This is a genomic window from Bacillus sp. JKS001846, assembly GCF_900176455.1.
Classification (GTDB): domain Bacteria; phylum Bacillota; class Bacilli; order Bacillales; family Bacillaceae_G; genus Bacillus_A; species Bacillus_A cereus.
In genome coordinates this window covers 5068265-5093091 of record NZ_FWYG01000001.1, presented here as the reverse complement: position 1 = coordinate 5093091, position 24827 = coordinate 5068265, and the positions used below count along the sequence as shown (strand labels likewise).

Sequence of the window (24827 nt, the reverse complement as noted above, 5' to 3'; positions counted from 1 at the left end):
AATTTATATTTCTCCGAATTTTATGTATTATTAGAGTAATGGGGTAATGAGAATGGAGGAGGACAATGCAACAAACATTAGAAAAAATAGGCAAACAAGTCTTTTACAAACGGCTTCAGCAAAAAATGACACAAGAAGAATTATGTCAGGGCATTTGTTCTGTCTCATACTTAAGTAAGATCGAAAATGGAAAGATCGAAGCATCAGAAGAAATTCTACAATTGCTCTGCGCAAGATTAGAAATTGCTGTGACGGATTTGAGGGATGTAGAAGAAGATGTGAAGGGGAAGCTGGATGAATGGTTGAATGCACTAGTTCATTTGGACAAGCAACAAGTAGAACGTATATATGAAGAGTTGCAAGGTGAAATGAAGCATGTGTTGGATTTTGAAATTATAAATTATTATAAACTGCTGTATACACGTTATTTAATTATGAAAAGGGATTTTCCTGCTGTCGAAAAAGAGTTAGAGAGCTTAAAGAAGATGTACAAAAAGTATTCACCATTCCAAAAATTATTATATACGTATAGCAAAGGGTTATATTATTTTTTACAACATAGATATAAGAAGGCATTGGAGTATTTGACTCGAACAGAAGTAATGGCAAAGGAACAAGGTTATCATGAGAATGGAATATATTTCAATTTAGCTCTTGTTTATAATGAATTAGAAGTTGAACATATGACTTTACATTTTGCTAATGTAGCAATGGAAGGATTTAAGAATGAATATAAATTCCGTTATGTGATAAATTGCCAGTTACTTATTGCGTTGAGTTATATACAAAAAAAGCAATATAATGAAGCACTATCTATTTATAATAATATTTTGAGGGAAGCAAATTCTTTTGCTGATAAAGAAAGTATAACAGCTATTGCTTTAAATAATTTAGGCTTTTTGTACTATAACTTAAAAGATTATGCAAAAGCAAAAGATTATTATTTACAATGCCTAAAGTACAAAAAGGAAGAGGATTTAAATTATATTGATGCAGTGTATGAGATCGCTTTGCAGTGTATTGAATTAAAAGAATTTGAAGAAGCGAAAGATTGGATTAATAAAGGGATAGATGTTGCCAAGAGGGATGAAAAGTATAAAAGTATGCTATATATACTTTCAATGCTTAAGAATAAATACTTTGAAACGAAAGATGTTTATAAAAGATTTTTAGAAGTTGAGGCAATCCCATTTTTTAGAGGCGAAGAAAATAAAAAGGAATTAAAAATGGTGTATTTAGAACTAGCAGGATATCACGAGGAATTACTAGAATTTAAGGAAAGTAATAACTACTATAAATTAGCAATTAATTTATTAGAAGAAAAGGGAGGAAAATAATATGAAAAAAATAATTATTGGTGCTTTGGCTTTGGTAGCTGTATTAGTGGTATTGGAACCGCAATATGCTTGGACATCGGATATTTATGGTCAAGGAGAAAAAGTAGTAGAATTAATAAATTCTTAACAGAAACCCCTTTCCAACAGGAAAGGGGTTTTTCAATATTTGTTCCTCAAAATTCTACAAAACTTGAGAAATAAATTAATTGAATTTTTAGTATATTAATAGTGGAAACATAATGCTAATATGAAACTACTCTTTTTCAAAAAATTTTTTATTAGGGGGAAGGTTATATGAAAAAGAAGAGTTTAGCATTAGTGTTAGCGACAGGAATGGCAGTTACAACGTTTGGAGGGACAGGCTCTGCGTTTGCGGATTCTAAAAATGTGCTCTCTACTAAGAAGTACAATGAGACGGTGCAGTCACCTGAGTTTATTTCTGGTGATCTAACTGAAGCAACTGGCAAGAAAGCAGAATCTGTTGTGTTTGATTACTTAAACGCAGCAAAAGGTGATTACAAGCTAGGGGAAAAGAGTGCACAAGATTCTTTCAAAGTGAAACAAGTGAAGAAAGATGCTGTAACTGATTCAACAGTAGTACGTATGCAACAAGTTTACGAAGGAGTGCCTGTATGGGGTTCTACTCAAGTAGCTCACGTAAGTAAGGACGGTTCTTTAAAAGTATTGTCTGGAACAGTTGCACCTGATTTAGACAAAAAGGAAAAGTTGAAAAATAAAAATAAGATTGAAGGCGCAAAAGCAATTGAAATCGCGCAGCAAGATTTAGGGGTAACACCGAAATATGAAGTAGAACCAAAAGCGGACTTATATGTATATCAAAACGGTGAGGAAACAACATATGCATATGTTGTAAATCTAAACTTCTTAGATCCAAGCCCAGGAAACTACTACTATTTCATTGAGGCAGACAGCGGTAAAGTATTAAATAAGTTTAATACAATTGATCATGTGACGAATGATGATAAGTCACCAGTTAAGCAAGAGGCTCCTAAACAGGATGCGAAAGCTGTTGTAAAGCCTGTAACAGGAACGAATAAAGTAGGAACTGGTAAAGGTGTACTAGGAGATACGAAGTCGCTTAATACAACGTTATCTGGATCATCTTACTACTTACAAGATAATACACGCGGGGCAACGATTTTCACATATGATGCGAAAAACCGTTCAACATTACCAGGAACATTATGGGCAGATGCAGATAATGTTTTCAATGCAGCGTATGATGCAGCAGCGGTAGATGCTCATTACTATGCGGGTATCACGTATGATTACTATAAGAATACATTTAATCGTAATTCAATTAATGATGCAGGAGCGCCGTTAAAATCAACAGTTCATTACGGAAGTAATTATAACAATGCATTCTGGAACGGATCACAGATGGTATACGGAGATGGTGATGGTGTAACATTTACTTCATTATCTGGTGGAATTGATGTAATTGGTCACGAGTTAACGCATGCTGTTACGGAAAATAGTTCAAATCTAATTTATCAAAATGAATCAGGGGCTTTAAATGAAGCGATTTCTGATATCTTTGGTACTTTAGTAGAATTCTATGATAACCGTAACCCGGATTGGGAGATTGGTGAAGATATTTACACACCTGGTAAAGCAGGAGACGCGCTTCGCTCTATGAGTGATCCTACGAAGTATGGTGATCCAGACCATTATTCTAAGCGTTACACTGGTTCAAGTGATAACGGTGGCGTTCATACAAACAGCGGCATTATTAATAAACAAGCTTATTTATTAGCAAATGGCGGTACGCATTACGGTGTAACTGTAAATGGTATCGGCAAAGATAAATTAGGTGCGATTTACTACCGTGCAAATACACAGTATTTCACGCAATCTACTACATTTAGTCAAGCTCGTGCTGGTGCAGTACAAGCTGCAGCAGACTTATATGGTGCAAATTCTGCTGAAGTAGCAGCAGTTAAGCAATCATTTAGTGCTGTTGGTATTAACTAAGGACTTAACGGATAGCTATTAATAAAATACCTCAAAAATAAAGAAGGAGCCTATGCTCCTTCTTTATTTTTTTCTCCATTTTTTCCACAAATAAAACAATCCAATAACGCCTGCGATTGTTACAACCCACTTCGCTTCATTTGTTCCGTTCATGACTTGGTATGCCGAATATACTTCAATCAATAAGGCCGGTATTTTACCTATTGTACTGGCAATACTGAAGGAGAGTAATGACATTTTCCCTAGAGCTGCAAATAAAGTAACGATACTTGATGGGATGAAAGGTATCAATCGAAACGATAGAACGAGTAGAAAGGCCTCTCTACCTTCTACATAAAGAAGACGCTCTACCTTTGGGTACTTATTGACTTTATCGTGAGTGAACTTTTGAAGGCCCATGCGATAAATATAAAACGAGATAATAGCCCCTAAGGCCTCACCTGCGATCGAAATGATTGTGCCATTGGTTACACCGAAGAGCTGTATGTTAATGGCGGTTAAAAAGATGCTAGGAATAACACCTAAAAGACTAATGATGATGTTAATTAAGATACTAAGTGGAATTGCGATTGAATAGTATTCTGTTAAGAAATTTTGAATCGTTTCAGCCATTGTTTAAAATCCTTTATCTTTTTTTGCATTACACCACATTTCGTTTGTATAGGCAAGGGTAAATTTACATAATGTAGAAAAACGTTGATAAGAATGGTGTTTATACCTTATACAGGTATTATGTATATAAAAATAGGGGTATTTTAAATTATTTTTAAAAACACTATAAAAACCTTTGTATAAAAGAGTTTTATAGTTATGTTATTGGCGATTTTATCTGGGAAATAATTATAAAATATAGGGGGTATATATTATAAAAGGCGAAAAATAGAGGGTTGATGAAATTGCGCGGTAAATATGGAAAAACAGATGAAAAAAATGAAAAATGATAGATTTTTTCGTTGTGAAATTGACTTTTAGTGAAGTTGCGATAATAATCATGGAAGAGGTGATATGATGAAACGAATAAGTAGTCTTTTCTTCAGTAGTTTATTGGCATTAATGCTGATCTTAAGTGGATGTGCAGGAAAAGAACAAAAATCAGAGAAACAGACAGGGAATCAAGCTGCATCGGTAGAAAAAATTAGTGATAATATTTTAGATGAAATGGAAGGACCACCTAAAAATGGTCATACGATTGAAAGACATGTAGGCAAGTCAGAAGAGGATTTGAAGAATCGCTTGAAGACAGATAAAGTGTCAGCCGCAAGTACATACTATGATAAAGAAACAGCGACGAAAGCTGTAAAAGATAGCTTGAAGCAACATGACAAGGAAATTCAAGATTGGTTAAAAAATTCTAAAGAGGCTCGTCTCGTATTAAATACAACTCATTCATTCCCTGTTGGAAAAACGGTAATAAAGAAAAATATGAGTGTAAAAGACAAGTTAGTAAAAACTGTTACTGTTTTAGCAAGAGATAAGTCAGGGGAATTAGGGTTTAAGATTATTACTTCTTATCCATCTGATAAATAAGAAGGGGGAGTACATTATGTATACGACATTACAATACTTTCTTAAATCGTACTGTACGTTAAGTATTCATGAGGATGAAATAGTAAGCGTGATGGAAGAGTTTATTGAACAAGAAGACGAAGAAATTGTTTTGAAATTACGTGATGAATTAATAAATATGAAGAAAAAGAACGCGTGGGAAGAGGCGTGTGTATTAGCTGCGAAGCAAGGAAATCGTATGTGGTCTTTAGAAGAAACGAAAGACCATCTTGAAACTTTTTTACTATTACTGCAAAAGAAAAAGGCGTGATTTAATCACGCCTTTTTCTTTATACTATTCGGTTGATAGTATCTATTCCTTTGGGGCGCTTTTATATACACTTTTTGAAATTTGTCCATTTGATATTACTTCCCCGTTTTGTGTTACTTTTTTATACGTAACCGCTGTGATTTTATCACTAGTCCTACTAATTACTTGAGAAGAAACTTCAACATTTTTACCAGTATTTGTACCGAAAATGCGTGTAGTAATACTACCTCCATTTGAAAATGCTTGAATATAAATATGATTGCCTGTATTATTTTTAAATTTTAAATCTGGACCATAATCTGCTACTGCTGCATCTTGCCCAAGTGGTAAATAATTTACTGGCATAGAATGATTGCTTCGAGAAACAATTCCTAAATCAGCCCTTAAAGCGGCGCTGTATAAAGTACTACTGACTTGGCAAACTCCTCCGCCTGCACTTTGTATTACTTTACCTTGTGAATATACTGCTGCAGATTTGTAACCATGTGCAGCATCAGTTACGCCAACGCGGCCGTTAAAACTAAATGTTTCATCAGGTGCCACAATAACCCCACTTAAAGTATTAGCTGACTTATTTACGTTAAATGATTGATTTCCGTTACGGCCAGCCATTGGAGTAGAATATTCAGCAATGACTTCTTTAATACCCATTTTCTGTATATCTTCTGTAGAACGTTCTGGTTTTATGAATGTAACTGGTAATGTAACATCTGATTTACCAGTAGTAATAGCTTCGTTTGTTAAACTGTTTAGTTTTCCTTTATCAATTTTTTCTCCGTTTTGGCTTTGACTAACATTTACTGTTGAGCCTTCAATGCTTAATTCTGCATTAACAGGATTTTTTAATGTTTCATTATATTTATCTTTTATAAAGGTTTCATAAGCTGTTGCATTTAATTGTGGTGTTAATTTATAGTCACGTTTTAATTCACCGTTTTCAGCTTGCTTGCGCATTTTGTAACGATTCATTACGTTTCCTTCTTGTTCTTTGAAGATTTTGTCAATAATATCTTTCTCTTTATAATTTACCCCTAAATCTTTCCATGTGTAAGTTTGTTTATCGTTTTGGAATATGTAGGTAAGGGATTTTTGATCTAATTCAGTTACCCTTTGATTAATGATTGCTTGAATATCTTTCTTATTTTTTCCATCGAGAGAAATACCTTCAAATGTAGTATTTGGTAATGCAGTAGTATCTAATTGATTATTTAATTTGGATACATATTGATATCCCCCAACACCGCCTACACAAAGTAATATGCCCCCAGCAATTGCAGAACCAATCAGTATTTTACTTAGCTTCATTTATTTCCCCCCAGAAATTTATGTATAAATATATGTATTACATTTTTTGTATAAAAATGATGAAAATAACATTATGTACGTACTAGTATACTATTATTTTCACTGTGTGTGTAATGTTTTCATAAAAAATGTTACATTGCTGTAATAATTGTCACTTCTTGTCACAATGTGTATGAAAAATATGTTGAAAAATATAATAAAAAGGCTGTCTAGAATGATCTAGCAGCCTTTTTATTATAATTTTTTATGTTCATTTTTATTCGTAACACCGAGATGTTTTTGAAGGGTAGTTGAAATAGTATCGACGCTTTTTTCATTTGGCACGTAATAATAAATACCACCTATATATTTATCTGTACCTTCTACTTGCATTTTTTCCATCTTTAAATTTGAATCCATTGAATTTTTTGTAATTGTCATCATATCATCAAAAGTTAAATTGGTTTTTAAGTCTTTATCGACAGCGTCTAGTAGGCCACCGATTTTATTAATGGAATTAAGAGATAGTGCCTTTTCAGCAATGGCCTCTAATACAAGCTGTTGTCGTTGGCCACGCATATAATCACTATCGATGTGACGAGTTCTAGCTAGTGCCAGTGCCTCTTCTCCATTTAAATGTTGACGTCCTTTTTTTAGATGAATTGCATCTGCTTCATCTTTACTATTTTGCTCTGTGAATTCAACTGGAACGTCCACAGTAATGCCACCAAGAGAATCAACAATTTTAATAAAGGATTTAAAATTGAATTTTACATAATAATCAACTGGAACATCTAAAAAGTTCTCTACCGTATCAATTGTGCTGTCTACACCACCGAATACGTGCGCATGTGTGATTTTATCGTATTTATCACGTGATTTAATGTAGACGCGTGAGTCACGTGGAATGCTTACAAGTTTAACGGATTTATCGTTTTTATTAATTGTTGCAAGTAATAACGCATCTGTTCGAGTTGCTTTTCCATAATCTTTTTCCCTAATATCACTTTCATCAACACCCATAATTAGTACGGAAATGTTGTCGGTCATAGGTTTAACAGCTTTTTCACGTTTACTGGACTTTTCTCCTCGACCTAGTTCAGCATAAGCATTATTTAAGACGGACTTTGCTTTACTGTATATATGGAAGGAGTAGCCTCCTGCTCCAAGTGCTACAATTAGTAATGGAATAAGAAGGAACCAAAGTAGGCGTTTTTTCTTTGAGCGTCCTTTTTTGGCTCGCGTATTGTTGTTCGTGTCGGATTTCATCATTTTTTCTCCTTTAAAACTATCAAAGTGTATACATTTAGAAGTGTATTCAAACACATAAAAAATATTTTACGCTAAATAAAAGCGATTGTACATGTATAAAAAATAGATGTCTTGATTATTTATCCGGTATTAACGAGCAGTAAAACGCCCACCTCAAAGTCCAGTGAATACAATGAAGTTAGGTGGGAGATAACTGCCCGTAAATACCCGATTGGTGAAGGCTAATAATCAGAGTGGGGATAGCCCCACTCTGATTAAAGTTTCACTTTATAAGACACCTATTCGTTATTGTATACAAAAGATAGGGATAAGAAAATGATAAAATTTTACCTAATTACAACATAATGCTTACGATAATTGCAGATAAAATACTAACGAGAGTAGCTCCATATAGTAATTTAAGGCCAAACCTCGCAACAACGTTTCCTTGTTCTTCGTTTAGTCCTTTTACCGCACCTGAAATAATACCAATGGAAGAAAAATTGGCAAAAGATACAAGGAAAACAGAAATAATACCAACTGTACGGGGAGAAAGGCTATTAGAAATTTTACTAAGGTCCATCATTGCGACAAATTCATTCGTTACAAGCTTCGTTGCCATAATGCTACCAGCTGCTACAATTTCAGAGCTTGGTACACCGATAAGGAATGCGATAGGTGCAAATACGTAGCCAATTAATTGTTGGAACGTAATACCGAATATAATGAGGAACAAGTCATTAATACAACTAATTAATGCGACAAATCCGATGAGCATAGCGCCGACAACAATGGCTACACGAAAACCATCAAGAATATATTCTCCAAGCATTTCAAAAAAGCTTTGTTTTTCACCTTTGATTTCTAAAATATCTTCGTCATCTTTAACGTCGTAAGGGTTAATGATGAGTACGATAATAAAACCGCTAAATAAATTGAGAACGAGTGCAGTTACTACATACTTAGGTTCAATCATTGTCATATAGGCACCTACGATAGACATAGATACGGTTGACATAGCGGAGGCACAAAGTGTATAAAGACGGTGTTTTGGAATTTGAGCTAATTGCTTTTTCACTGTAATAAAAACTTCTGATTGGCCGACAATGGCAGAAGCGATAGCGTTGTAAGATTCTAATTTCCCAAGACCATTTATTTTACTAAGAAAGTACCCGATCCAACGAATGAAAAATGGTAGTATTTTGAAATGTTGTAATATACCAATTAAAACAGAAATAAAGACGATTGGTAATAATACAGTAAGGAAAAATGGCATTTCACCTTTATTTGCAAGACCACCAAATACGAAATTTATTCCATTAGCAGCATACTCGAGTAGCTTTGTAAACAAACTGGAAATGATTCTAATAAGTATGAGGCCGATTTCTGTATTTAATAGTAAATAGGTTAAAATTAACTGTATAATAAGCATGATAAAAATTGGTTTAAATTTAATATGCTTCTTATTATTGCTAGCAATATAAGCGAGCAAGAAAACAACAATTAATCCGACGAAAAAAGTAATGAATTTCATGGTAAGCCCCCTAAAAGAGATATTCTGCTATATATGTTTTTCATTTCAAGGGAGAATATGCATCTTTGGTAAAGAAAGGAATAGAGAGAGTATGAATATATGTAGAGTGCATCACGTTGCAATTATTTGTTCGAATTATGAGACGTCAAAGGATTTTTATAATAGAATATTAGGGTTTAAAGAAATGAATGAAGTATATAGAAAGGAACGAGATTCTTATAAATTAGATTTATGTGTAGGAGAAGAGTATCAAATCGAATTATTTTCATTTCCAAATCCGCCTGAGCGCAAAAGTTTTCCAGAAGCAACCGGTCTTAGACATTTAGCATTTGCTGTTACAAATATAGAAGAAGCTGTGAAGCATTTAAATCAATGTGGTGTTGAGACCGAACCGATCCGTATTGATGAAATAACGGGGAAGAAATTCGTCTTTTTCCAAGACCCTGATGGTTTACCTTTAGAATTGTATGAGGTTTGAAAATTGGTGGATTTTATATAGAGTTGCTTTCCAATAATTGAAGAAACTAAAGTGAAACTTCTTTTTAAAAGGAGGTGTAACTTTAGCTAAGAAAGCTAAAGAGCATATGTGGATATTTTAAAATTATTGATGGTAGTCATTCTTATTGGGTTAACAGCATTTTTTGTGGCTGTTGAATTTGCAATTATTAAGGTACGTAGCAGTCGTATTGATCAACTCGTTAGCGAAAAAAGACGAGGTGCACTGGCCGCTAAAAAGGTAACTACAAATTTAGATGAATATTTATCGGCCTGTCAGCTAGGTATTACAATTACTGCTTTAGGGCTCGGGTGGTTAGGGGAACCAACCATTAAACATTTACTCGAGCCGTTGTTTTTAAAATTACAATTCTCACCTGCAATTTCCAGTACAGTTTCATTTATTATTGCCTTTGCAGTAATTACATTTTTACATGTTGTCATTGGGGAACTTGCTCCAAAGACATTTGCTATACAAAAAGCAGAACAAGTTAGCTTATTGTTATCGAAGCCACTTATTTATTTTTACCGAGTTATGTATCCGTTTATTTGGGCTTTGAATGGTTCAGCGAGGGTTGTAACTGGTTTATTTGGATTACATCCAGCTTCTGAACATGAAGTAGCTCATTCAGAAGAAGAATTAAGGTTAATCTTATCTGAGAGCTATGAGAGCGGAGAGATTAACCAAAGGGAATTTAAATATGTAAATAATATTTTTGAATTTGATAATAGAGTAGCAAAAGAAATTATGGTACCTCGTACGGAAGTTGTAGGCTTATATGAGGACGAACCATTTGAAACACATATTAAAGTAATCGCGCAAGAAAAGTACACGAGATATCCTGTATTTGGTGAAGATAAAGATGAAATTATTGGGATGGTTAATGTAAAAGATTTATTTATTCGTTATATGGATGGTAGTCGGGACGAGGAGTGCTCGATTATGCCATATACAAGGCCAGTTATTGAAGTGCTAGAAAATATTCCAATTCATGATTTACTATTACAAATGCAAAGAAAACACATTCCATTAGCTGTATTGTATGATGAATATGGTGGTACAGCAGGGATTGTTACACTAGAAGATATTTTAGAAGAAATTGTTGGAGAAATTCGAGATGAATACGATGAAGATGAGAATCCACCTATAGAGCATGTAAGTGAAGGCTATAAAATCGTAGAGGGAAAAGTGCTTATTAGTGAAGTAAATGATTTGCTTGGCATACATTTAATTGCTGATGATGTAGATACAATTGGTGGCTGGATTATGGTACAAAAACAAATCGTTGCTGAAGGAGATATTATTGAGAAACACGGTTTTTATTTTAAAGTCCTTGAAAAGGATATGCATCAAATTAAACGAGTGGAAATAAGGAAAGTAGGAGAATGATTTTCTATAAACTTTAATAAAAAGGATATACAGAAAAATAAATGTTTGCGCTTTCAAAAAAGGTACTATATAGTGAAGGTGGATACTGAAAAATTCTTCTGAATGATACTCGTGTTTTTCGAAGGCGGATTTTTTGGATAAGGATTTAGAATGAAAAAGTATAGGTGATAAAAATGATAGCAACGAAGGATATACGTATAGAAAAAGATTTTTTAGGTGAAAAAGAAGTACCAAGTGCAGCTTATTATGGTGTACAAACATTACGTGCCGTAGAAAACTTCCCAATTACAGGATATCGCATTCATCCATCACTCATTACAGCAATGGCAATTGTGAAAAAAGCGGCGGCGCTTGCGAATATAGATACTGGTTACTTAGCTAAAGACATTGGACATGAAATTGCAGAAGCAGCGCAAGAAATTGTTGATGGAAAGTTTCATGATCAATTTATCGTAGACCCTATTCAAGGCGGAGCCGGAACTTCTATTAATATGAATACAAATGAAGTAATTGCGAATAGAGCGTTAGAACGTATGGGATATGAAAAAGGGGCGTATGCGAAAATTAGCCCAAACACTCATGTGAACATGGCCCAATCAACGAACGATGCGTTTCCGACAGGAATTCATATTGCAACTCTTATGATGTTAGAAAAGCTTCTTATTACAATGGAGGAACTTCATTCTGCTTTTCTTAAAAAAGCAAAAGAGTTTGATCACGTTATTAAAATGGGACGCACACATTTACAAGATGCAGTACCAATTCGCCTTGGACAAGAATTTGAAGCGTATAGCCGAGTGCTTGCGCGCGATATAAAAAGAATTAAACAGTCTCGTCAACATTTATATGAAGTGAATATGGGGGCGACAGCTGTTGGTACAGGATTAAATGCAAATCCTACGTATATTGAACAGGTGGTAAAACATTTAAGAACGTTTAGTGGGTTCCCACTTGTTGGTGCAGAGCATTTAGTTGATGCAACGCAAAATACAGATGCATACACAGAAGTATCTGCAGCACTTAAAGTATGTATGATGAACATGTCTAAAATTGCAAACGATCTTCGTATTATGGCATCTGGGCCACGTGTTGGGTTGGCTGAAATTCAATTGCCAGCACGTCAGCCAGGTTCATCGATTATGCCAGGTAAAGTAAATCCAGTTATGGCAGAAGTGATTAACCAAGTCGCATTCCAAGTAATTGGAAATGATCATACAATTTGCCTAGCATCAGAAGCGGGACAATTAGAGTTAAACGTAATGGAGCCTGTGCTTGTATTTAATTTAATTCAATCTATTAGTATTATGAATAATGGATTCCGTGTATTCCGTGAATATTGTATTGAAGGAATTACAGCAAATGAAGAATTGCTGAAGCAATATGTTGAGAAAAGTGTTGGAATTATTACAGCAGTTAATCCTCATATTGGTTATGAAGCAGCATCTCGTATTGCACGTGAAGCGATTGAAACAGGAAAATCTGTTAGGGAGTTATGTTTAGAGCATGGTGTACTGACAGAAGAGGAATTGGATATTATTTTAGATCCATTCGAAATGACTCACCCTGAAATTGCTGGAGCTTCTTTATTAAAAAATAAAGAAATGTAATGTGAAAAACACCGGTCCATTTGGATCGGTGTTTTATTTTTAAAAGATATTAAATACAGCGTTTAATTGAAGTAAGCTAATAACAGCTAAGAAGATTAAACTGTATTTCATTGCTGTTTTAAATAGAGCAGATTCTTTACCAACTAGTCCAACTGCGGCACAAGCAACTGCTACAGATTGTGGTGAAACCATTTTTGCCATTGTACCACCTACTACGTTTAAGGCAACGAGTGTAGAAGGGACGATGTTTAACTGGTCTGCTGTTACTGCTTGAAGTGGTGCGAATAAAGAACCACTTGAAACTACTGAACCTGTAATGAATACGCCAATCCATCCTAAGATTGGAGAAAGAATTGGGAATGCATTACCAGTAGAAGAGAATGCAAGTCCAAGTGTAGATGACATACCAGAGTAGTTCTCTACGTAAGCTAACGCGATAACGCTACAAATTGTATATACTGGAGCTTTTAATTCTTTCATTGTTTCAATCATTAATTCTTTAACCATTTTACCTTTTACGCGGTAAACGATAAGTGAAACGATAATTGCTAGTACAATCGCAGTAGTTGTAGAAGAGAATACATCAAATTTGAAAACAGCTGCGAAAGGTGTATCAGCTTTTGTAATTGGTGTAGTTTTCATAACAGCATTATGAAGACCAGGGAACTGAATGTTAAATACTAAGTTTGCTAACGCACCATCTGGAGCAAATAAAGCTTTAATCGGTTTTAAGTTAAAGATTGTTACAAATGCAGTTAAGAATACGAATGGAGACCAAGCATATAAAATTTGATTGAATGTATGTGATACTTTAGTTTCTTGTTTTTCTTCTTTAGTAGAAGATTTTGGTTGCCAAACACGTAAGAATAATGCAAGAGAGATCATACTTACAACGGCTGCGAAAATATTAGTAAGTTCTGCGCCTAAGAAGTAAGTTACAGCGAATTGAGTAATAGCGAAAGAAACACCACTTACAAGAATACCTTGCCAAGTTTCTTTAATACCTTTAATTCCATCGACCATTGAAACAAGTAAGAAAGGTAAGATAACACTAATGAAAGGTAAAATAAGAACAGTTTGACGACCAATAGTTAATGCGTCAAGTTGAGTTAATTGTGCTGGTACTGTAACTGGAATACCCATAGCACCCATAGCACCACCAGCAATATTAGCTACTAAACAAATACCTGCTGCTTTTAATGGATTAAAGCCCATACCCACAAGTAGTGCAGCTGTAATAGCAACTGGAACCCCTAGACCAGCTGCGCCTTCTAAGAAAGCACCGAAAGAATAAGCGATTAATAATACTTGTAAACGTTGATCATTTGTAATGCTTGAAATACTATCGCGAATAATATTGAATTGCTCTGTTTTAACAGTTAATTTGTAAAGGAAAATTGCAGCGATAACGATAGTACAAATTGGATAAAATCCAGATAAAACACCGAATCCGGCAGATGCTACAGCTACTGTTGCTGGCATTTTATAAACAAATATTGCAAGGATAATAGCGACAATCACACTATAAAGACCAGCCATGTAACTTTTCATTTTGAATCCCATTAAACAAATGATGAAACAAAAGATTGGAAGTGCTGCGATTAGTGCAGATAACCAAATATTGTTTAACGGGTCATAAATTTGTGTCCAAGTACTCATAATAATGACAACTCCTATCTATTATATGTGAAGAAATTCACATTATTTGTGAAACTATTCACAATCAACTTACATGCTTAGTATATTCTCCTTCAACACTATTGTCAACGTAAAAAAGTATAATTATTCCATAATAGTGTTAAAAGAAAAGCTTTGTTCATAAAGTAGACAAAAAACACACTCAAATGAATTTAAGTGTGCTGTATAAACTATGTGCATATTATTTTGCTTATTCAGATGGTATGTTCCTTATAGGCGTATATTAGATGAAGTCTTTTATATTAAGTATAAAGTTTGATATATGCAATTATCTGTCCTGTTTGATCTAGTGGGGGGAACGGTGAGTGGATTTAATAGGAAGTTTTGCACAACAATCCAACCGCTTGCAATACGAATAAAAAATAAGAAACAAATTTTTAATATCACATCATCTCTTTTTACTGAAAATTCCTTTTAGCGTAACAAAGAGGTTAATTATAGTTCAACTACATTACGATAGGTTATCAATTATAGACGGTATTTTACAATACCGTTACTGTGCATTTCAATGAGGTGAAAATATAACAAAAAGCCTGATAAAACAACGTTTGCAAGCAAAGTATTCGTAGGCCATTATTTTGCTTTTTCGTTATATCATATAGTATAATATTCAAAATCAGCAAGGATTTTTTCCTGAATTTTTGCTGATGAAGATGGAAAAATTTTTCGGCTTTATAGGTTGATAAAGTTATGTCGTAACAGGAAATATAAGAACAGATATATAAATAAATAAAAAGAACATAAAAACGCAAATAAAAACGAAAATGAGGGGAACTTTATGAGCCAAAATCAATTCGAATGTCGTATTTCAGAAGAAGATGTACAAATGTTAAGAGCGTTAGCTCACCCACTTCGTCTACGTCTAGTAATGGAACTTATGCAAAGAGGAACATGTAATGTAACACAGCTACAGGAAGTATTAGAAATTCCGCAATCAACTGTTTCACAACATTTAACGAAGTTAAAGCAAAATAAAGTAGTACGCTTTGAAAGACGAGGATTAGAAGTGTATTATCAAATCCATAATGATAAAGTAAGTGCAGTAGTAAAAACATTATTTTCTTAAAATTTGAATATTATGGAAAAAGACGTGTAGAATATACGTCTTTTTTTATTTGTCAGAAAGGTAGCGAGAGAGTAAATATTAGCATGTTAGGAAGAAATGACTATCAATCAACATGCTGCCTTACGGAATATATTCTAAAAGGAAAAGAAAAAATAGAAAGGAGTGTAGTAAGCAAAAGGAGGGATAGTAGTATGGATGTAAAACGTGTGAAGCAAATTTTATCTTCTTCAAGTAGAATTGACGTTACATATGAGGGCGTACCAGTATGGATTGAGAGCTGTGACGAGCAGAGCGGGGTTGCTCAAGTGTATGATGTATCTAATCCTGGAGAAAGCGTTCACGTGAACGTGACGGCTTTAGAGGAGAAGTAATAGAAAAGACGCTTCTAAAATTAGAAGCGTCTTTTTTGTTATTCCATCATATGTGCAATTTTCTTAGAGAACATAAGAAGTACTAATCCCAGTACGATTACGATAATACCGATGCTTGCGAATACTTCTAAATATCCTAAAGATTGAGTGAAAGCAGCTAATTGTCCTGCTAAGAAGTTTGCACATCCAGTACCAGCTAACCATACACCCATTAATAATGATGCTAATTTAACAGGAGCGATTGCACTAACCATAGATAATCCGATTGGTGATAAGAATAATTCACCGATTGTATGGAACATGTAAGTGAATACAATGAATAGTAAGTTTGCCTTCATTGTAATGTTACCTTCATCGCTACCAGTTTTTAGAACAGCTAAAGTTAAAACTAAGTACCCGATTCCTAGTAAAATCATACCGAAAGCCATTTTTGTAGGGATTTTTAAATCACCATTTTTTGTTTTTGAAAGTTTAATCCATAAAGCTGAAACAGGTAATGCTAGTAAGATAATGAATAGTGGGTTTACAGATTGGAACCAAGGTGTTGGAATTGTAAATCCACCAATTGTACGATCTACGAACTTATCTGTGTAAAGTGTTAAAGAACTACCAGCTTGTTCAAAGCCTGCCCAGAAGAATACAACGAAACAAGTTAAAATTAAAATTGCAGCTGTACGTTTTTTCTCTTGTGATGTTAAAGGTTTTTTCTCAATTACTTTTGCAGTCTTTTCTTTAGACTTTTTACCTACAACAGTTGTACCAATTGTTCCTAAGTAACGAGGTGCTAAGAAATTAAAAGCAACCTGTCCAATGATCATACCGATACAAGCTGTTAGGAATCCATATTTGTAATCTGTGAAGTAACCGCAAATGAATGGAGCGATAAGAGCTCCTAAGTTAATTCCCATGTAGAAGATAGTGAAGGCACTATCACGACGAGAATCGTTGTCGCTATATAATTGACCTAGTAAAGTCGAAATATTTGGTTTGAAGAATCCATTACCAATAACTAATAAGCCTAATCCTAAAAATAGTCCAGTTTTCGTATTCATTGAAAATAGTACGAAGTTACCAATCGCCATAATGATACCGCCAATAGTAATGGCATGTCGTTTCGTAATGAAATGGTCAGTTAACCAACCGCCGAGAATCGGTGTGAAGTATACTAACATTGTGAAAATACCGTAAATTTGAACGGCAACTGCTTTATCAAATCCTAAACCGCCACTTACTAAGCTCGTTGTTAAATAAAGAACTAATAAGCCACGCATTCCGTAATAACTAAATCTTTCCCATGCTTCTGTAAAGAACAACAAGTATAACCCTGGTGGATGTTTTTTTGGTGATTGTTGCTCTCCAGCTTTGTCTAATTTTAAAGCTGCATCCATTTTTGTTTCCCCCTAATCCTGTATAACGGATATTTATGTAATCATTTTAATTTACAAAATATTTAGAAGTCAATAGAATTATATGGAAATAGAAAGAAAATTTCTAAAAAAGTTCTATTTTTCTTCGACCGTTACTGTATTTTGCCCTGAAAACGAGATGATAAGCGTTTTCAAATGTAATAATTGAATTCTAAAAGAAAATAAAATAGTGATTAATCAGAAAATTTAGATTAAAACATTTATTCTGATATAAAGAAAATATATTCTATTTACTTTCTCAATATAACATATTGGGAATAAAAATACAAAACGAAATAATGTGACATTTAAGTGAATTGAAAAATAACCAGCTCCACAGAAGGGAGCTGGTTAAGGAAATATTATTTAACAAAGCGTTTTTCGATGTCATCTAATAGTAGGTTAGCGGCCATTACGCCACCAGCTGTATTCCAAATAACGTCATCAACTTTGTATGCTTTACCATTTTTTACTGCATTTAAATTTTTAAATAGAGGATCGTTTATATACTCTTTTTCTAGTTCAGATCCTTTTTTCTCATTTCCTTTATCGAATGTGAAATAGAATAATACGTCACCATCCATAGCAGAAATACGCTCTTTAGATACGTTACGCTCTGCAAAATCATCTTTATTTTGCTCTCCAGGACGTTTAAATCCAAGTTCTTTTAAAATAACACCAGAGAATGTATCGCCATGATAAATACGAACATCACCAGGCATGAAACGAACCATAGAGATTTCTTGGTTTACTTTATCACCAAGTTTGCCTTTTAAATCTTTTATACGTGATTCGTAATCAGCTACAACTTTTTGACCTTCTTTTTCTTTATTTAATGCTTTTGCATAAAATTTGAAGTTATCTTTCCATTCACCACGTAATGTTTCTGAGAACACAGTAGGTGCAATTGCTTTTAGTTGTTCGTACACTTTTTCGTGGCGCATTTTGTTACCGATAATTAAGTCTGGTTTTAAAGAAGCAATTGTTTCAACGTTAACTTGTCCTTCATCACCAACAACTTTTACATCTTTCATTTTATCCTTAATATGTGGATACCATGGGTCACCAGTCCAAGACTTTACAGCACCAACTGGTTTCACACCTAATTCAAGTAAAGCTTCAGTTCCTTCATTTGTTAAGATAACTACACGTTTTGGATTAGCAGGAACTTCTGTTTTACCCATTGCATGTTCAACCGTAATCATTTCTTTTTTTGTATCTTCTTTTGTATCTTCTTTCGTATTTGATTTTCCACAAGCACTTAAAAGTAGTGAAAAGGCTAATAAAAATACAAATACTGTAAACGAATTTTTTCGCATGAAATTCATTATGTACCCCCTACATAGTGAGAATTTTTTTCAATAGCAAGCATGATGTTAAGTCTTTATCTTTTTATTGTCAATACATATGGATGAAAATAATTCTCATTTCCGTTGACAATGAGAATTAAGTTGAAATACACTAACAACGTATCATTATACATTGAAGGGGAAACGCTGCATGTTATTAAAAACAAATCGAGCAAAATGGATTGGATTATTTGTTGGAATCATTGCAGTCGTTATTTGTATTTGGGGAAGTATTATTTTTGGATATACAAATACGAGTTGGAAACTAGCATTGGATGCTTTTTTCCATTTTAACGGTTCCAATGAACATATTATTATTCAAAATGTACGTCTGCCTAGGGCGTTAATTGCAGCTAGTGTTGGTGCTAGTTTAGCCATTGCTGGTTGTCTTATGCAAACTTTAACTAAGAATCCACTTGCTTCTCCAGATTTTATTGGATTAAATTCAGGTGCTGCGTTCTTCATAGTTGTAGCAATTGTAATCTTTTCAGTAACATCATTATCAGCTTTCACATGGATTGCCTTTTTAGGAGCGGCGGTTGCAGCTGTACTTGTATTTGCTTCTAGTTCTTTAGGAAAAGAAGGAACTACTCCTCTTAAGTTAACGTTAGCAGGGGTCGCAATTAGTGCGTTATTTTCATCATTAACACAAGGATTACTTGTGTTAAATGAAAAAGCACTTGAAGAGGTATTATTTTGGCTTGCTGGATCTGTGCAAGGGAGAAAGTTAGAAATTTTACAATCTGTATTCCCATATTTATTAATAGGATGGATTGCATCTCTTATGATGGCAGGGAAAGTAAATACATTAATGATGGGGGAAGACGTTGCAAAAGGGCTTGGACAACGAACGATTTTAATGAAATCATTCGTACTACTTATTATTGTCCTGTTGTCTGGTGGTTCAGTTGCGGTCGCAGGTCCAATTGGATTTATTGGTATTGTTACCCCGCATTTTGCCAGATTTCTAGTTGGAGTAGATCATAGGTGGAGAGTACCGTATAGCGGTTTATTAGGTGCAATACTATTAATCTTAGCTGATATAGCAGCAAGATATGTCATTATGCCACAAGAAGTACCAGTAGGAGTTATGACAGCATTTATTGGAGCTCCATTCTTTATTTATATTGCACGTAAGAGAGGGCTTAGCAAATGAAGAAGTATATTCCGTTTCGTATAGGGAAAGGCGGGCCCTCGTTTTTAATGTATAAACGAGCTTGTCTCGTCTTGTTGAGTTTACTAGTTGTTTTAATAGGATTATTTTTTGCAAGTGCAGGTATGGGAGACATGAAAATTGCTCCTTATGATGTATGGCAAGCGATCACTGGAAATGGCGATGCGATGTCTAACATGGTTGTAAATAAGTTTCGTATGCCGCGTATTTTAATTGCCATCCTCGTAGGAATTGCGCTTGCTGTAGCAGGATGTATTTTACAAGGTCTCGTTCGAAATCCACTTGCTTCTCCGGATATCATCGGGATTACGGGCGGGGCAAGTGTTGCAGTTGTATTGTTTTTAGCTATATTTAGTGATAAAAATAATGCGCTAACTGTAAGCATTCATTATATGCCGTTAGCAGCCTTTGTTGGGGCAACGATTGTGGCGCTTTTTGTATATTTATTTGCATGGAGAAATGACGGGTTATCGCCGATTAGTCTTGTTTTAATTGGTGTGGGGTTTTGGGCATTAACGAAAGCGGCAACGACTTTGTTTATGTTGTTAGCACCAATTTATCAAGCGAGTCAAGCGAATGTATGGATTACAGGTACTGTTTATGGTTCTTCATGGCAAAACGTTATGGTGCTTGCACCGTGGGTTCTCATTTTAACGGTAATATCATTTATAGCTGCTAGACATTTAAATGCGCAAGAGCTAGGGGATGATATTGCGGTAGGACTTGGTGTTCCTTTAACGAAGTCACGCGTATTCATGTTATTACTTAGTACGGCTTTAATTGGGGGAGCAGTTGCCTTCGCCGGAGGAATTGGATTTGTCGGTTTAATGGCACCTCATATTTCACGAAGGCTAGTTGGTTCTTTATACGGTGCATTACTCCCAGTTGCAGCTATTGTTGGTGCAATTCTAGTACTTGCTGCAGATTTAATTGGGCGTACAGTTTTCACACCACTTGAAATTCCAGCAGGGGTATTTACATCAGCAATTGGTGCACCTTATTTTATTTATTTACTTTATAAAAGTCGGAATTCATAAAGGGAGATGAATATGCAAAAAGCATTGGAGACGAAACGTTTGACGTTGTCTTATGGTGAAACAATTATTATTGATGAGTTGAATTTAGAAATTCCAAAAGGTGAAATTACAATCTTTATCGGTTCCAACGGTTGCGGGAAATCAACTTTATTACGTTCACTAGCTAGATTATTAAAGCCAACAACTGGTGACATTTTGTTAGATAATCAAGCTATTCAAAGTATGCAAACTAAGCAAATTGCTCGTCAAATGGCAATTTTACCGCAAGGACCGCAAGCACCTGAAGGGCTTACAGTATTGCAACTTGTAAAACAAGGACGCTATCCATATCAAACATGGCTGAAACAGTGGTCAGAAAAAGATGAGGAAATGGTACAGAAGGCACTTGCAGCAACAGGTATGACAGAATTTGCTGAGCGTGATGTGCATGCTCTTTCAGGTGGACAACGACAACGTGCTTGGATTGCAATGACGCTTGCACAAGATACAGATATTATTTTACTGGATGAGCCTACTACATATTTAGATATGACTCACCAAATTGAGGTGCTAGATTTATTATTCGAATTAAATGAAACAGAACAAAGAACAATTGTCATGGTATTACACGATTTAAATTTAGCATGTCGCTATGCAGATAACATTGTAGCCATTCAGGATAAACAAATATATGCACAAGGTAAACCTGAAGAAGTGGTAGATGAGAAACTAGTACGTGATGTATTCCGAATGGAGTGTCAAATTAGTACGGATCCGTTGTTTGGAACACCGCTTTGTATACCTCACGGAAGAGGAAGACGTGTAGTTAAAGAAGTTGCTCAGGTAATGAGATAAAAAAACGATGAGTGATTCATCGTTTTTTTTATTTGGTACAAGAAAATAAGAGGAAGAGAGGAATACGTAAGCGACGTTTATACTCTTCTTCATTTTGAAAATAGGTTGGATTTGGTGTAGCTTCTTTTAATGATGTAATGGTAAATCCAGCTTGCTGTAATAATGTGAAATAATCTTCCGTTGTACGATGATATTTAATAACTTCTTGGTCAATCCATGGTTCAACCCGTTTGCCTAGTTTAAAGTAATCATCGACGAGCCAACTCATTCTTTTACCACTTGTTTGTAAGCTTTCAAACGAAGAAGTAATAACAGGATGTTGAACGCTAAAGGTAAAGGTGCCATTTGTTTTTAAAGTTTGAAACACATTTTGAAAAATGGCATCAAGATGTTCAATATAATGTAAGGCGAGTCTAGATGTTACTAAATCAAAAGTGGAAGAGGGATAGGTATAATCTTTGAGGTTTAAAAAATGAACAGTTCCATTTTTATTTTCTAGTTGTTTTTTAGCTTTTTCATACATAAGTTCGGAGCCTTCAATGCCGGTGTAAGAGTAGCATCCCTTTTCTAATAATTCCGCGCCAAACTTAGCATCACCACAGCCTAAATCGAGAATTTGTTTTCCTCGTACATGACCAATGAGCTGAAAGAATATTGGTTTTTCAATGGATTCATTTGGGCTATTTTCTCGGTATCTTCGTTTCATATATTGTTCGAAAAATGCTGTGTTATTGTATACATCAGATTCTGTAAATGCCATGTTTGAAACCTCCTGAAATATTTTTTTAATTCTATCAAATATGAAAAGTAAATAATAGATTTATTGTAATGAATCATATATAATCTAAAATTGTAAGCGGTTACTTTAAACTATTTTTCTATAATAAATTCTGAAAACGTGTTAAGCTAGTAGAGGGATTATTAGAACTATTAAGACAATAATCCGCTTACATGAACGATGGGAGGCTTCACGATGTCTAGTAAAACACTTGCGAAATTTTTAGAAGAAAATTTAGAGGATTTAAAATCAAAGGGGCTTTATAACGTAATTGATCCACTTGAGAGTTCAAATGGACCGATCATTACAATTGGCGGAAAAGAATATATTAACTTATCTTCAAACAACTATCTTGGATTAGCAACAGATAGCCGTTTGCAAGAAGCAGCAATTGGTGCTATTCATAAGTACGGTGTTGGAGCAGGGGCTGTTCGTACAATTAACGGTACTTTAGATTTGCATATTAAGTTAGAAGAAACAATTGCAAAGTTTAAACATACAGAAGCAGCAATTGCTTATCAATCAGGATTTAACTGTAATATGGCAGCGATTTCAGCTGTTATGGATAAAAATGATGCAATTCTTTCAGACGAATTAAACCATGCTTCTATTATTGATGGTAGTCGTCTATCAAAAGCAAAAATTATTGTTTATAAACATTCGGATATGGAAGATTTACGCCAAAAAGCAATTGCGGCGAAAGAATCAGGTCTTTACAATAAATTAATGGTAATTACAGACGGTGTCTTTTCAATGGATGGAGATGTTGCAAAACTACCAGAAATTGTTGAGATTGCAGAAGAGTTAGATTTAATGACATACGTAGATGATGCACACGGTTCAGGTGTACTTGGAAAAGGTGCAGGAACTGTAAAGCACTTCGGTCTTTCTGATAAAGTTGATTTCCAAATTGGTACATTATCAAAAGCAATTGGGGTAATTGGTGGATATGTAGCAGGGAAACAAAACTTAATTGACTGGTTAAAAGTTCGTTCACGTCCATTCTTATTCTCTACAGCATTAACACCAGCTGATGCAGCAGCTTGCATGAGATCAATTGAAATCTTAATGGAAAGCACAGAGTTACACGATCGCTTATGGGAAAATGGCCGCTACTTGAAACAAGGATTAAAAGAACTTGGCTTTAACATTGGAGAAAGTGAAACGCCAATTACACCTTGTATCATTGGGGACGAAGTATTAACACAAGAATTTAGTAAACGTCTAAATGAAGAAGGGGTATACGCAAAATCTATCGTGTTCCCAACTGTAGCAAAAGGAACAGGGCGCGTTCGTAATATGCCTACAGCAGCTCATACGAAAGAAATGTTAGATGAAGCAATTCTTAAGTATGAAAAAGTAGGAAAAGAAATGGGCATCATTTAAGTAACGACATCTTTTGAATAGCTTGCAAATGAGGAGTGGGGAAAATGAAAAAAATTCTAGTAACCGGTTCTTTAGGGCAAATTGGTTCTGAACTAGTAATGAAACTTCGTGATGTATACGGCGCATCAAATGTTATTGCAACAGATATTCGTGAAACAGATAGTGAAGTAGTAACGTCTGGTCCATTTGAAACGTTAGATGTAACAGATGGACAAAAACTACATGATATCGCAAAGCGTAATGAAGTAGATACAATTATTCATTTAGCAGCTTTACTTTCAGCAACAGCAGAAAAAAATCCGTTATTCGCATGGAACTTAAATATGGGTGGACTTGTAAATGCATTAGAAGCAGCTCGTGAATTAAACTGTAAATTCTTCACGCCAAGTTCTATCGGTGCATTCGGTCCATCGACGCCAAAAGATAATACACCGCAAGATACAATTCAGCGTCCTACTACGATGTATGGGGTAAACAAAGTGGCAGGAGAATTACTGTGTGATTATTATCATCAAAAATTTGGCGTAGATACGCGCGGTGTCCGTTTCCCAGGTTTAATTTCTTACGTAGCTCCTCCAGGAGGCGGAACGACTGATTATGCAGTTGAAATTTATTATGAGGCGATTAAAAAAGGTGCATACACCTCATACATTGCTGAAGGAACGTACATGGACATGATGTATATGCCTGATGCTTTACAAGCGATCATTTCTTTAATGGAAGCTGATCCAAGTAAGCTAGTGCATAGAAATGCATTTAACATTACAGCAATGAGCTTCGAGCCAGAGCAAATTGCAGCGTCAATTCGTAAACACATTCCGACGTTTACAATGGATTATGCAGTAGATTCAGCTCGTCAAACAATCGCTGATAGCTGGCCAAACTCTATTGACGCAACTGCAGCAATGAAAGAGTGGGGCTTTAAAGCAGAATACGATTTAGACAAAATGACAACTGACATGCTGGCTAAGTTAAAAAAAAAGCTCACAGCTGAGTTAGTGATGAATTAATAGGAAGAG

At 34.7% G+C, this 24827-nt stretch carries 23 protein-coding genes; 15 read left to right on the top strand and 8 right to left on the bottom strand.

What is annotated here, in order from left to right:
• Nucleotides 1-65: 65 nt before the first annotated feature.
• The 3 genes from B9A45_RS27285 to B9A45_RS27280 all read left to right on the top strand — a co-directional run bounded on the left by B9A45_RS27285 (nt 66) and on the right by B9A45_RS27280 (nt 3332).
• The gene (locus B9A45_RS27285) at nt 66-1337 is read left to right on the top strand and encodes a helix-turn-helix domain-containing protein (protein WP_001187937.1); all 1272 of its coding nucleotides are present in this window, start codon (nt 66-68) and stop codon (nt 1335-1337) included.
• A 1-nt stretch (nt 1338) separates the two neighbouring features.
• A complete protein-coding gene (locus B9A45_RS31885) occupies nt 1339-1464 on the top strand; it encodes an NprX family peptide pheromone (protein WP_000720172.1) in 126 nt (41 codons plus the stop codon).
• A gap of 167 nt (nt 1465-1631) precedes the next feature.
• Entirely contained in the window at nt 1632-3332 is a 1701-nt protein-coding gene (locus B9A45_RS27280; protein WP_000730368.1) for a M4 family metallopeptidase, read from the top strand.
• A 63-nt stretch (nt 3333-3395) separates the two neighbouring features.
• Here the strand turns inward: B9A45_RS27280 and B9A45_RS27275 are convergent, their stop codons facing one another.
• Nucleotides 3396-3944 carry a TVP38/TMEM64 family protein gene (locus B9A45_RS27275; RefSeq protein WP_000852235.1) on the bottom strand — a complete coding sequence of 183 codons (549 nt, stop codon included), beginning with the start codon at nt 3942-3944 and terminating at the stop codon, nt 3396-3398.
• A 396-nt stretch (nt 3945-4340) separates the two neighbouring features.
• Here B9A45_RS27275 and B9A45_RS27270 point away from each other — a divergent pair, with 396 nt between their 5' ends.
• The gene (locus B9A45_RS27270; protein WP_000822692.1) at nt 4341-4859 is read left to right on the top strand and encodes an RNase A-like domain-containing lipoprotein; all 519 of its coding nucleotides are present in this window, start codon (nt 4341-4343) and stop codon (nt 4857-4859) included.
• A gap of 16 nt (nt 4860-4875) precedes the next feature.
• Nucleotides 4876-5148, top strand: coding sequence for a hypothetical protein (locus B9A45_RS27265; RefSeq protein WP_000288803.1), 273 nt, complete (start codon nt 4876-4878; stop codon nt 5146-5148).
• A gap of 42 nt (nt 5149-5190) precedes the next feature.
• On the opposite strand, the gene B9A45_RS27260 is transcribed toward B9A45_RS27265, so the two are convergent.
• The 3 genes from B9A45_RS27260 to B9A45_RS27250 form a co-directional block, all read right to left on the bottom strand.
• On the bottom strand, nt 5191-6453 hold the full coding sequence (locus tag B9A45_RS27260) for a VanW family protein (RefSeq protein ID WP_000777362.1): 1263 nt from the start codon (nt 6451-6453) through the stop codon (nt 5191-5193).
• A gap of 234 nt (nt 6454-6687) precedes the next feature.
• Entirely contained in the window at nt 6688-7704 is a 1017-nt protein-coding gene (locus B9A45_RS27255) for an LCP family protein (RefSeq protein WP_053514408.1), read from the bottom strand.
• A 334-nt stretch (nt 7705-8038) separates the two neighbouring features.
• Nucleotides 8039-9217 (bottom strand): NupC/NupG family nucleoside CNT transporter, encoded by a 1179-nt coding sequence (locus B9A45_RS27250; RefSeq protein WP_000668870.1) that lies wholly within the window; start codon nt 9215-9217, stop codon nt 8039-8041.
• Between the two features lie 91 nt (nt 9218-9308).
• Between B9A45_RS27250 and B9A45_RS27245 the strand changes: the two genes are divergently transcribed.
• From B9A45_RS27245 to aspA, 3 genes are all read left to right on the top strand, one after another.
• Nucleotides 9309-9695 carry an SMU1112c/YaeR family gloxylase I-like metalloprotein gene (locus B9A45_RS27245; RefSeq protein ID WP_084065509.1) on the top strand — a complete coding sequence of 129 codons (387 nt, stop codon included), beginning with the start codon at nt 9309-9311 and terminating at the stop codon, nt 9693-9695.
• A gap of 108 nt (nt 9696-9803) precedes the next feature.
• Complete coding sequence (locus B9A45_RS27240) at nt 9804-11102, top strand: hemolysin family protein (RefSeq protein ID WP_070758224.1); 1299 nt, start codon at nt 9804-9806, stop codon at nt 11100-11102.
• Between the two features lie 173 nt (nt 11103-11275).
• Nucleotides 11276-12709 (top strand): aspartate ammonia-lyase, encoded by a 1434-nt coding sequence (gene aspA / locus B9A45_RS27235; protein ID WP_000562127.1) that lies wholly within the window; start codon nt 11276-11278, stop codon nt 12707-12709.
• Nucleotides 12710-12748: 39 nt separating this feature from the next.
• Here aspA and B9A45_RS27230 read toward each other — a convergent pair whose 3' ends face one another.
• The gene (locus B9A45_RS27230; protein ID WP_000109103.1) at nt 12749-14368 is read right to left on the bottom strand and encodes an L-lactate permease; all 1620 of its coding nucleotides are present in this window, start codon (nt 14366-14368) and stop codon (nt 12749-12751) included.
• An 817-nt stretch (nt 14369-15185) separates the two neighbouring features.
• Between B9A45_RS27230 and B9A45_RS27225 the strand changes: the two genes are divergently transcribed.
• A complete protein-coding gene (locus B9A45_RS27225; RefSeq protein WP_000081428.1) occupies nt 15186-15473 on the top strand; it encodes an ArsR/SmtB family transcription factor in 288 nt (95 codons plus the stop codon).
• 191 nt (nt 15474-15664) lie between these two features.
• Nucleotides 15665-15844 (top strand): acid-soluble spore protein H, encoded by a 180-nt coding sequence (locus B9A45_RS27220; RefSeq protein WP_000382683.1) that lies wholly within the window; start codon nt 15665-15667, stop codon nt 15842-15844.
• A 38-nt stretch (nt 15845-15882) separates the two neighbouring features.
• Here B9A45_RS27220 and B9A45_RS27215 read toward each other — a convergent pair whose 3' ends face one another.
• Both B9A45_RS27215 and B9A45_RS27210 read right to left on the bottom strand, forming a co-directional pair.
• A complete protein-coding gene (locus B9A45_RS27215; protein ID WP_000338318.1) occupies nt 15883-17232 on the bottom strand; it encodes a peptide MFS transporter in 1350 nt (449 codons plus the stop codon).
• Between the two features lie 380 nt (nt 17233-17612).
• Nucleotides 17613-18578, bottom strand: a complete 966-nt coding sequence (locus B9A45_RS27210) for an ABC transporter substrate-binding protein (protein ID WP_084065508.1) — start codon at nt 18576-18578, stop codon at nt 17613-17615.
• Between the two features lie 172 nt (nt 18579-18750).
• On the opposite strand from B9A45_RS27210, the gene B9A45_RS27205 reads away from it, so the two are divergent.
• Genes B9A45_RS27205 through B9A45_RS27195 form a run of 3 tightly spaced genes read left to right on the top strand, consistent with a single transcriptional unit; the run spans nt 18751 to nt 21644 of the window.
• Nucleotides 18751-19755, top strand: a complete 1005-nt coding sequence (locus B9A45_RS27205) for a FecCD family ABC transporter permease (protein ID WP_000925233.1) — start codon at nt 18751-18753, stop codon at nt 19753-19755.
• Complete coding sequence (locus B9A45_RS27200) at nt 19752-20810, top strand: FecCD family ABC transporter permease (RefSeq protein ID WP_000760071.1); 1059 nt, start codon at nt 19752-19754, stop codon at nt 20808-20810. Before B9A45_RS27205 ends, B9A45_RS27200 begins: the two co-directional genes overlap by 4 nt.
• Nucleotides 20811-20822: 12 nt before the next feature.
• A complete protein-coding gene (locus B9A45_RS27195) occupies nt 20823-21644 on the top strand; it encodes an ABC transporter ATP-binding protein (protein ID WP_001167963.1) in 822 nt (273 codons plus the stop codon).
• 28 nt (nt 21645-21672) lie between these two features.
• Here B9A45_RS27195 and B9A45_RS27190 read toward each other — a convergent pair whose 3' ends face one another.
• Nucleotides 21673-22404, bottom strand: coding sequence for a class I SAM-dependent DNA methyltransferase (locus B9A45_RS27190; protein WP_058840041.1), 732 nt, complete (start codon nt 22402-22404; stop codon nt 21673-21675).
• A 213-nt stretch (nt 22405-22617) separates the two neighbouring features.
• On the opposite strand from B9A45_RS27190, the gene B9A45_RS27185 reads away from it, so the two are divergent.
• Complete coding sequence (locus B9A45_RS27185) at nt 22618-23808, top strand: glycine C-acetyltransferase (protein ID WP_000095905.1); 1191 nt, start codon at nt 22618-22620, stop codon at nt 23806-23808.
• Between the two features lie 44 nt (nt 23809-23852).
• Nucleotides 23853-24818, top strand: coding sequence for an L-threonine 3-dehydrogenase (locus tag B9A45_RS27180; protein WP_000723129.1), 966 nt, complete (start codon nt 23853-23855; stop codon nt 24816-24818).
• Nucleotides 24819-24827: the final 9 nt, after the last annotated feature.

Coding starts and splice junctions, on each gene's coding strand:
- B9A45_RS27285 (WP_001187937.1), top strand. CDS start 66: ATGCAACAAACATTAGAAAAAATAGGCAAACAAGTCTTTTACAAACGG.
- B9A45_RS31885 (WP_000720172.1), top strand. CDS start 1,339: ATGAAAAAAATAATTATTGGTGCTTTGGCTTTGGTAGCTGTATTAGTG.
- B9A45_RS27280 (WP_000730368.1), top strand. CDS start 1,632: ATGAAAAAGAAGAGTTTAGCATTAGTGTTAGCGACAGGAATGGCAGTT.
- B9A45_RS27275 (WP_000852235.1), bottom strand. CDS start 3,944: ATGGCTGAAACGATTCAAAATTTCTTAACAGAATACTATTCAATCGCA.
- B9A45_RS27270 (WP_000822692.1), top strand. CDS start 4,341: ATGAAACGAATAAGTAGTCTTTTCTTCAGTAGTTTATTGGCATTAATG.
- B9A45_RS27265 (WP_000288803.1), top strand. CDS start 4,876: ATGTATACGACATTACAATACTTTCTTAAATCGTACTGTACGTTAAGT.
- B9A45_RS27260 (WP_000777362.1), bottom strand. CDS start 6,453: ATGAAGCTAAGTAAAATACTGATTGGTTCTGCAATTGCTGGGGGCATA.
- B9A45_RS27255 (WP_053514408.1), bottom strand. CDS start 7,704: ATGATGAAATCCGACACGAACAACAATACGCGAGCCAAAAAAGGACGC.
- B9A45_RS27250 (WP_000668870.1), bottom strand. CDS start 9,217: ATGAAATTCATTACTTTTTTCGTCGGATTAATTGTTGTTTTCTTGCTC.
- B9A45_RS27245 (WP_084065509.1), top strand. CDS start 9,309: ATGAATATATGTAGAGTGCATCACGTTGCAATTATTTGTTCGAATTAT.
- aspA (WP_000562127.1), top strand. CDS start 11,276: ATGATAGCAACGAAGGATATACGTATAGAAAAAGATTTTTTAGGTGAA.
- B9A45_RS27230 (WP_000109103.1), bottom strand. CDS start 14,368: ATGAGTACTTGGACACAAATTTATGACCCGTTAAACAATATTTGGTTA.
- B9A45_RS27225 (WP_000081428.1), top strand. CDS start 15,186: ATGAGCCAAAATCAATTCGAATGTCGTATTTCAGAAGAAGATGTACAA.
- B9A45_RS27220 (WP_000382683.1), top strand. CDS start 15,665: ATGGATGTAAAACGTGTGAAGCAAATTTTATCTTCTTCAAGTAGAATT.
- B9A45_RS27215 (WP_000338318.1), bottom strand. CDS start 17,232: ATGGATGCAGCTTTAAAATTAGACAAAGCTGGAGAGCAACAATCACCA.
- B9A45_RS27210 (WP_084065508.1), bottom strand. CDS start 18,578: ATGAATTTCATGCGAAAAAATTCGTTTACAGTATTTGTATTTTTATTA.
- B9A45_RS27205 (WP_000925233.1), top strand. CDS start 18,751: ATGTTATTAAAAACAAATCGAGCAAAATGGATTGGATTATTTGTTGGA.
- B9A45_RS27200 (WP_000760071.1), top strand. CDS start 19,752: ATGAAGAAGTATATTCCGTTTCGTATAGGGAAAGGCGGGCCCTCGTTT.
- B9A45_RS27195 (WP_001167963.1), top strand. CDS start 20,823: ATGCAAAAAGCATTGGAGACGAAACGTTTGACGTTGTCTTATGGTGAA.
- B9A45_RS27190 (WP_058840041.1), bottom strand. CDS start 22,404: ATGGCATTTACAGAATCTGATGTATACAATAACACAGCATTTTTCGAA.
- B9A45_RS27185 (WP_000095905.1), top strand. CDS start 22,618: ATGTCTAGTAAAACACTTGCGAAATTTTTAGAAGAAAATTTAGAGGAT.
- B9A45_RS27180 (WP_000723129.1), top strand. CDS start 23,853: ATGAAAAAAATTCTAGTAACCGGTTCTTTAGGGCAAATTGGTTCTGAA.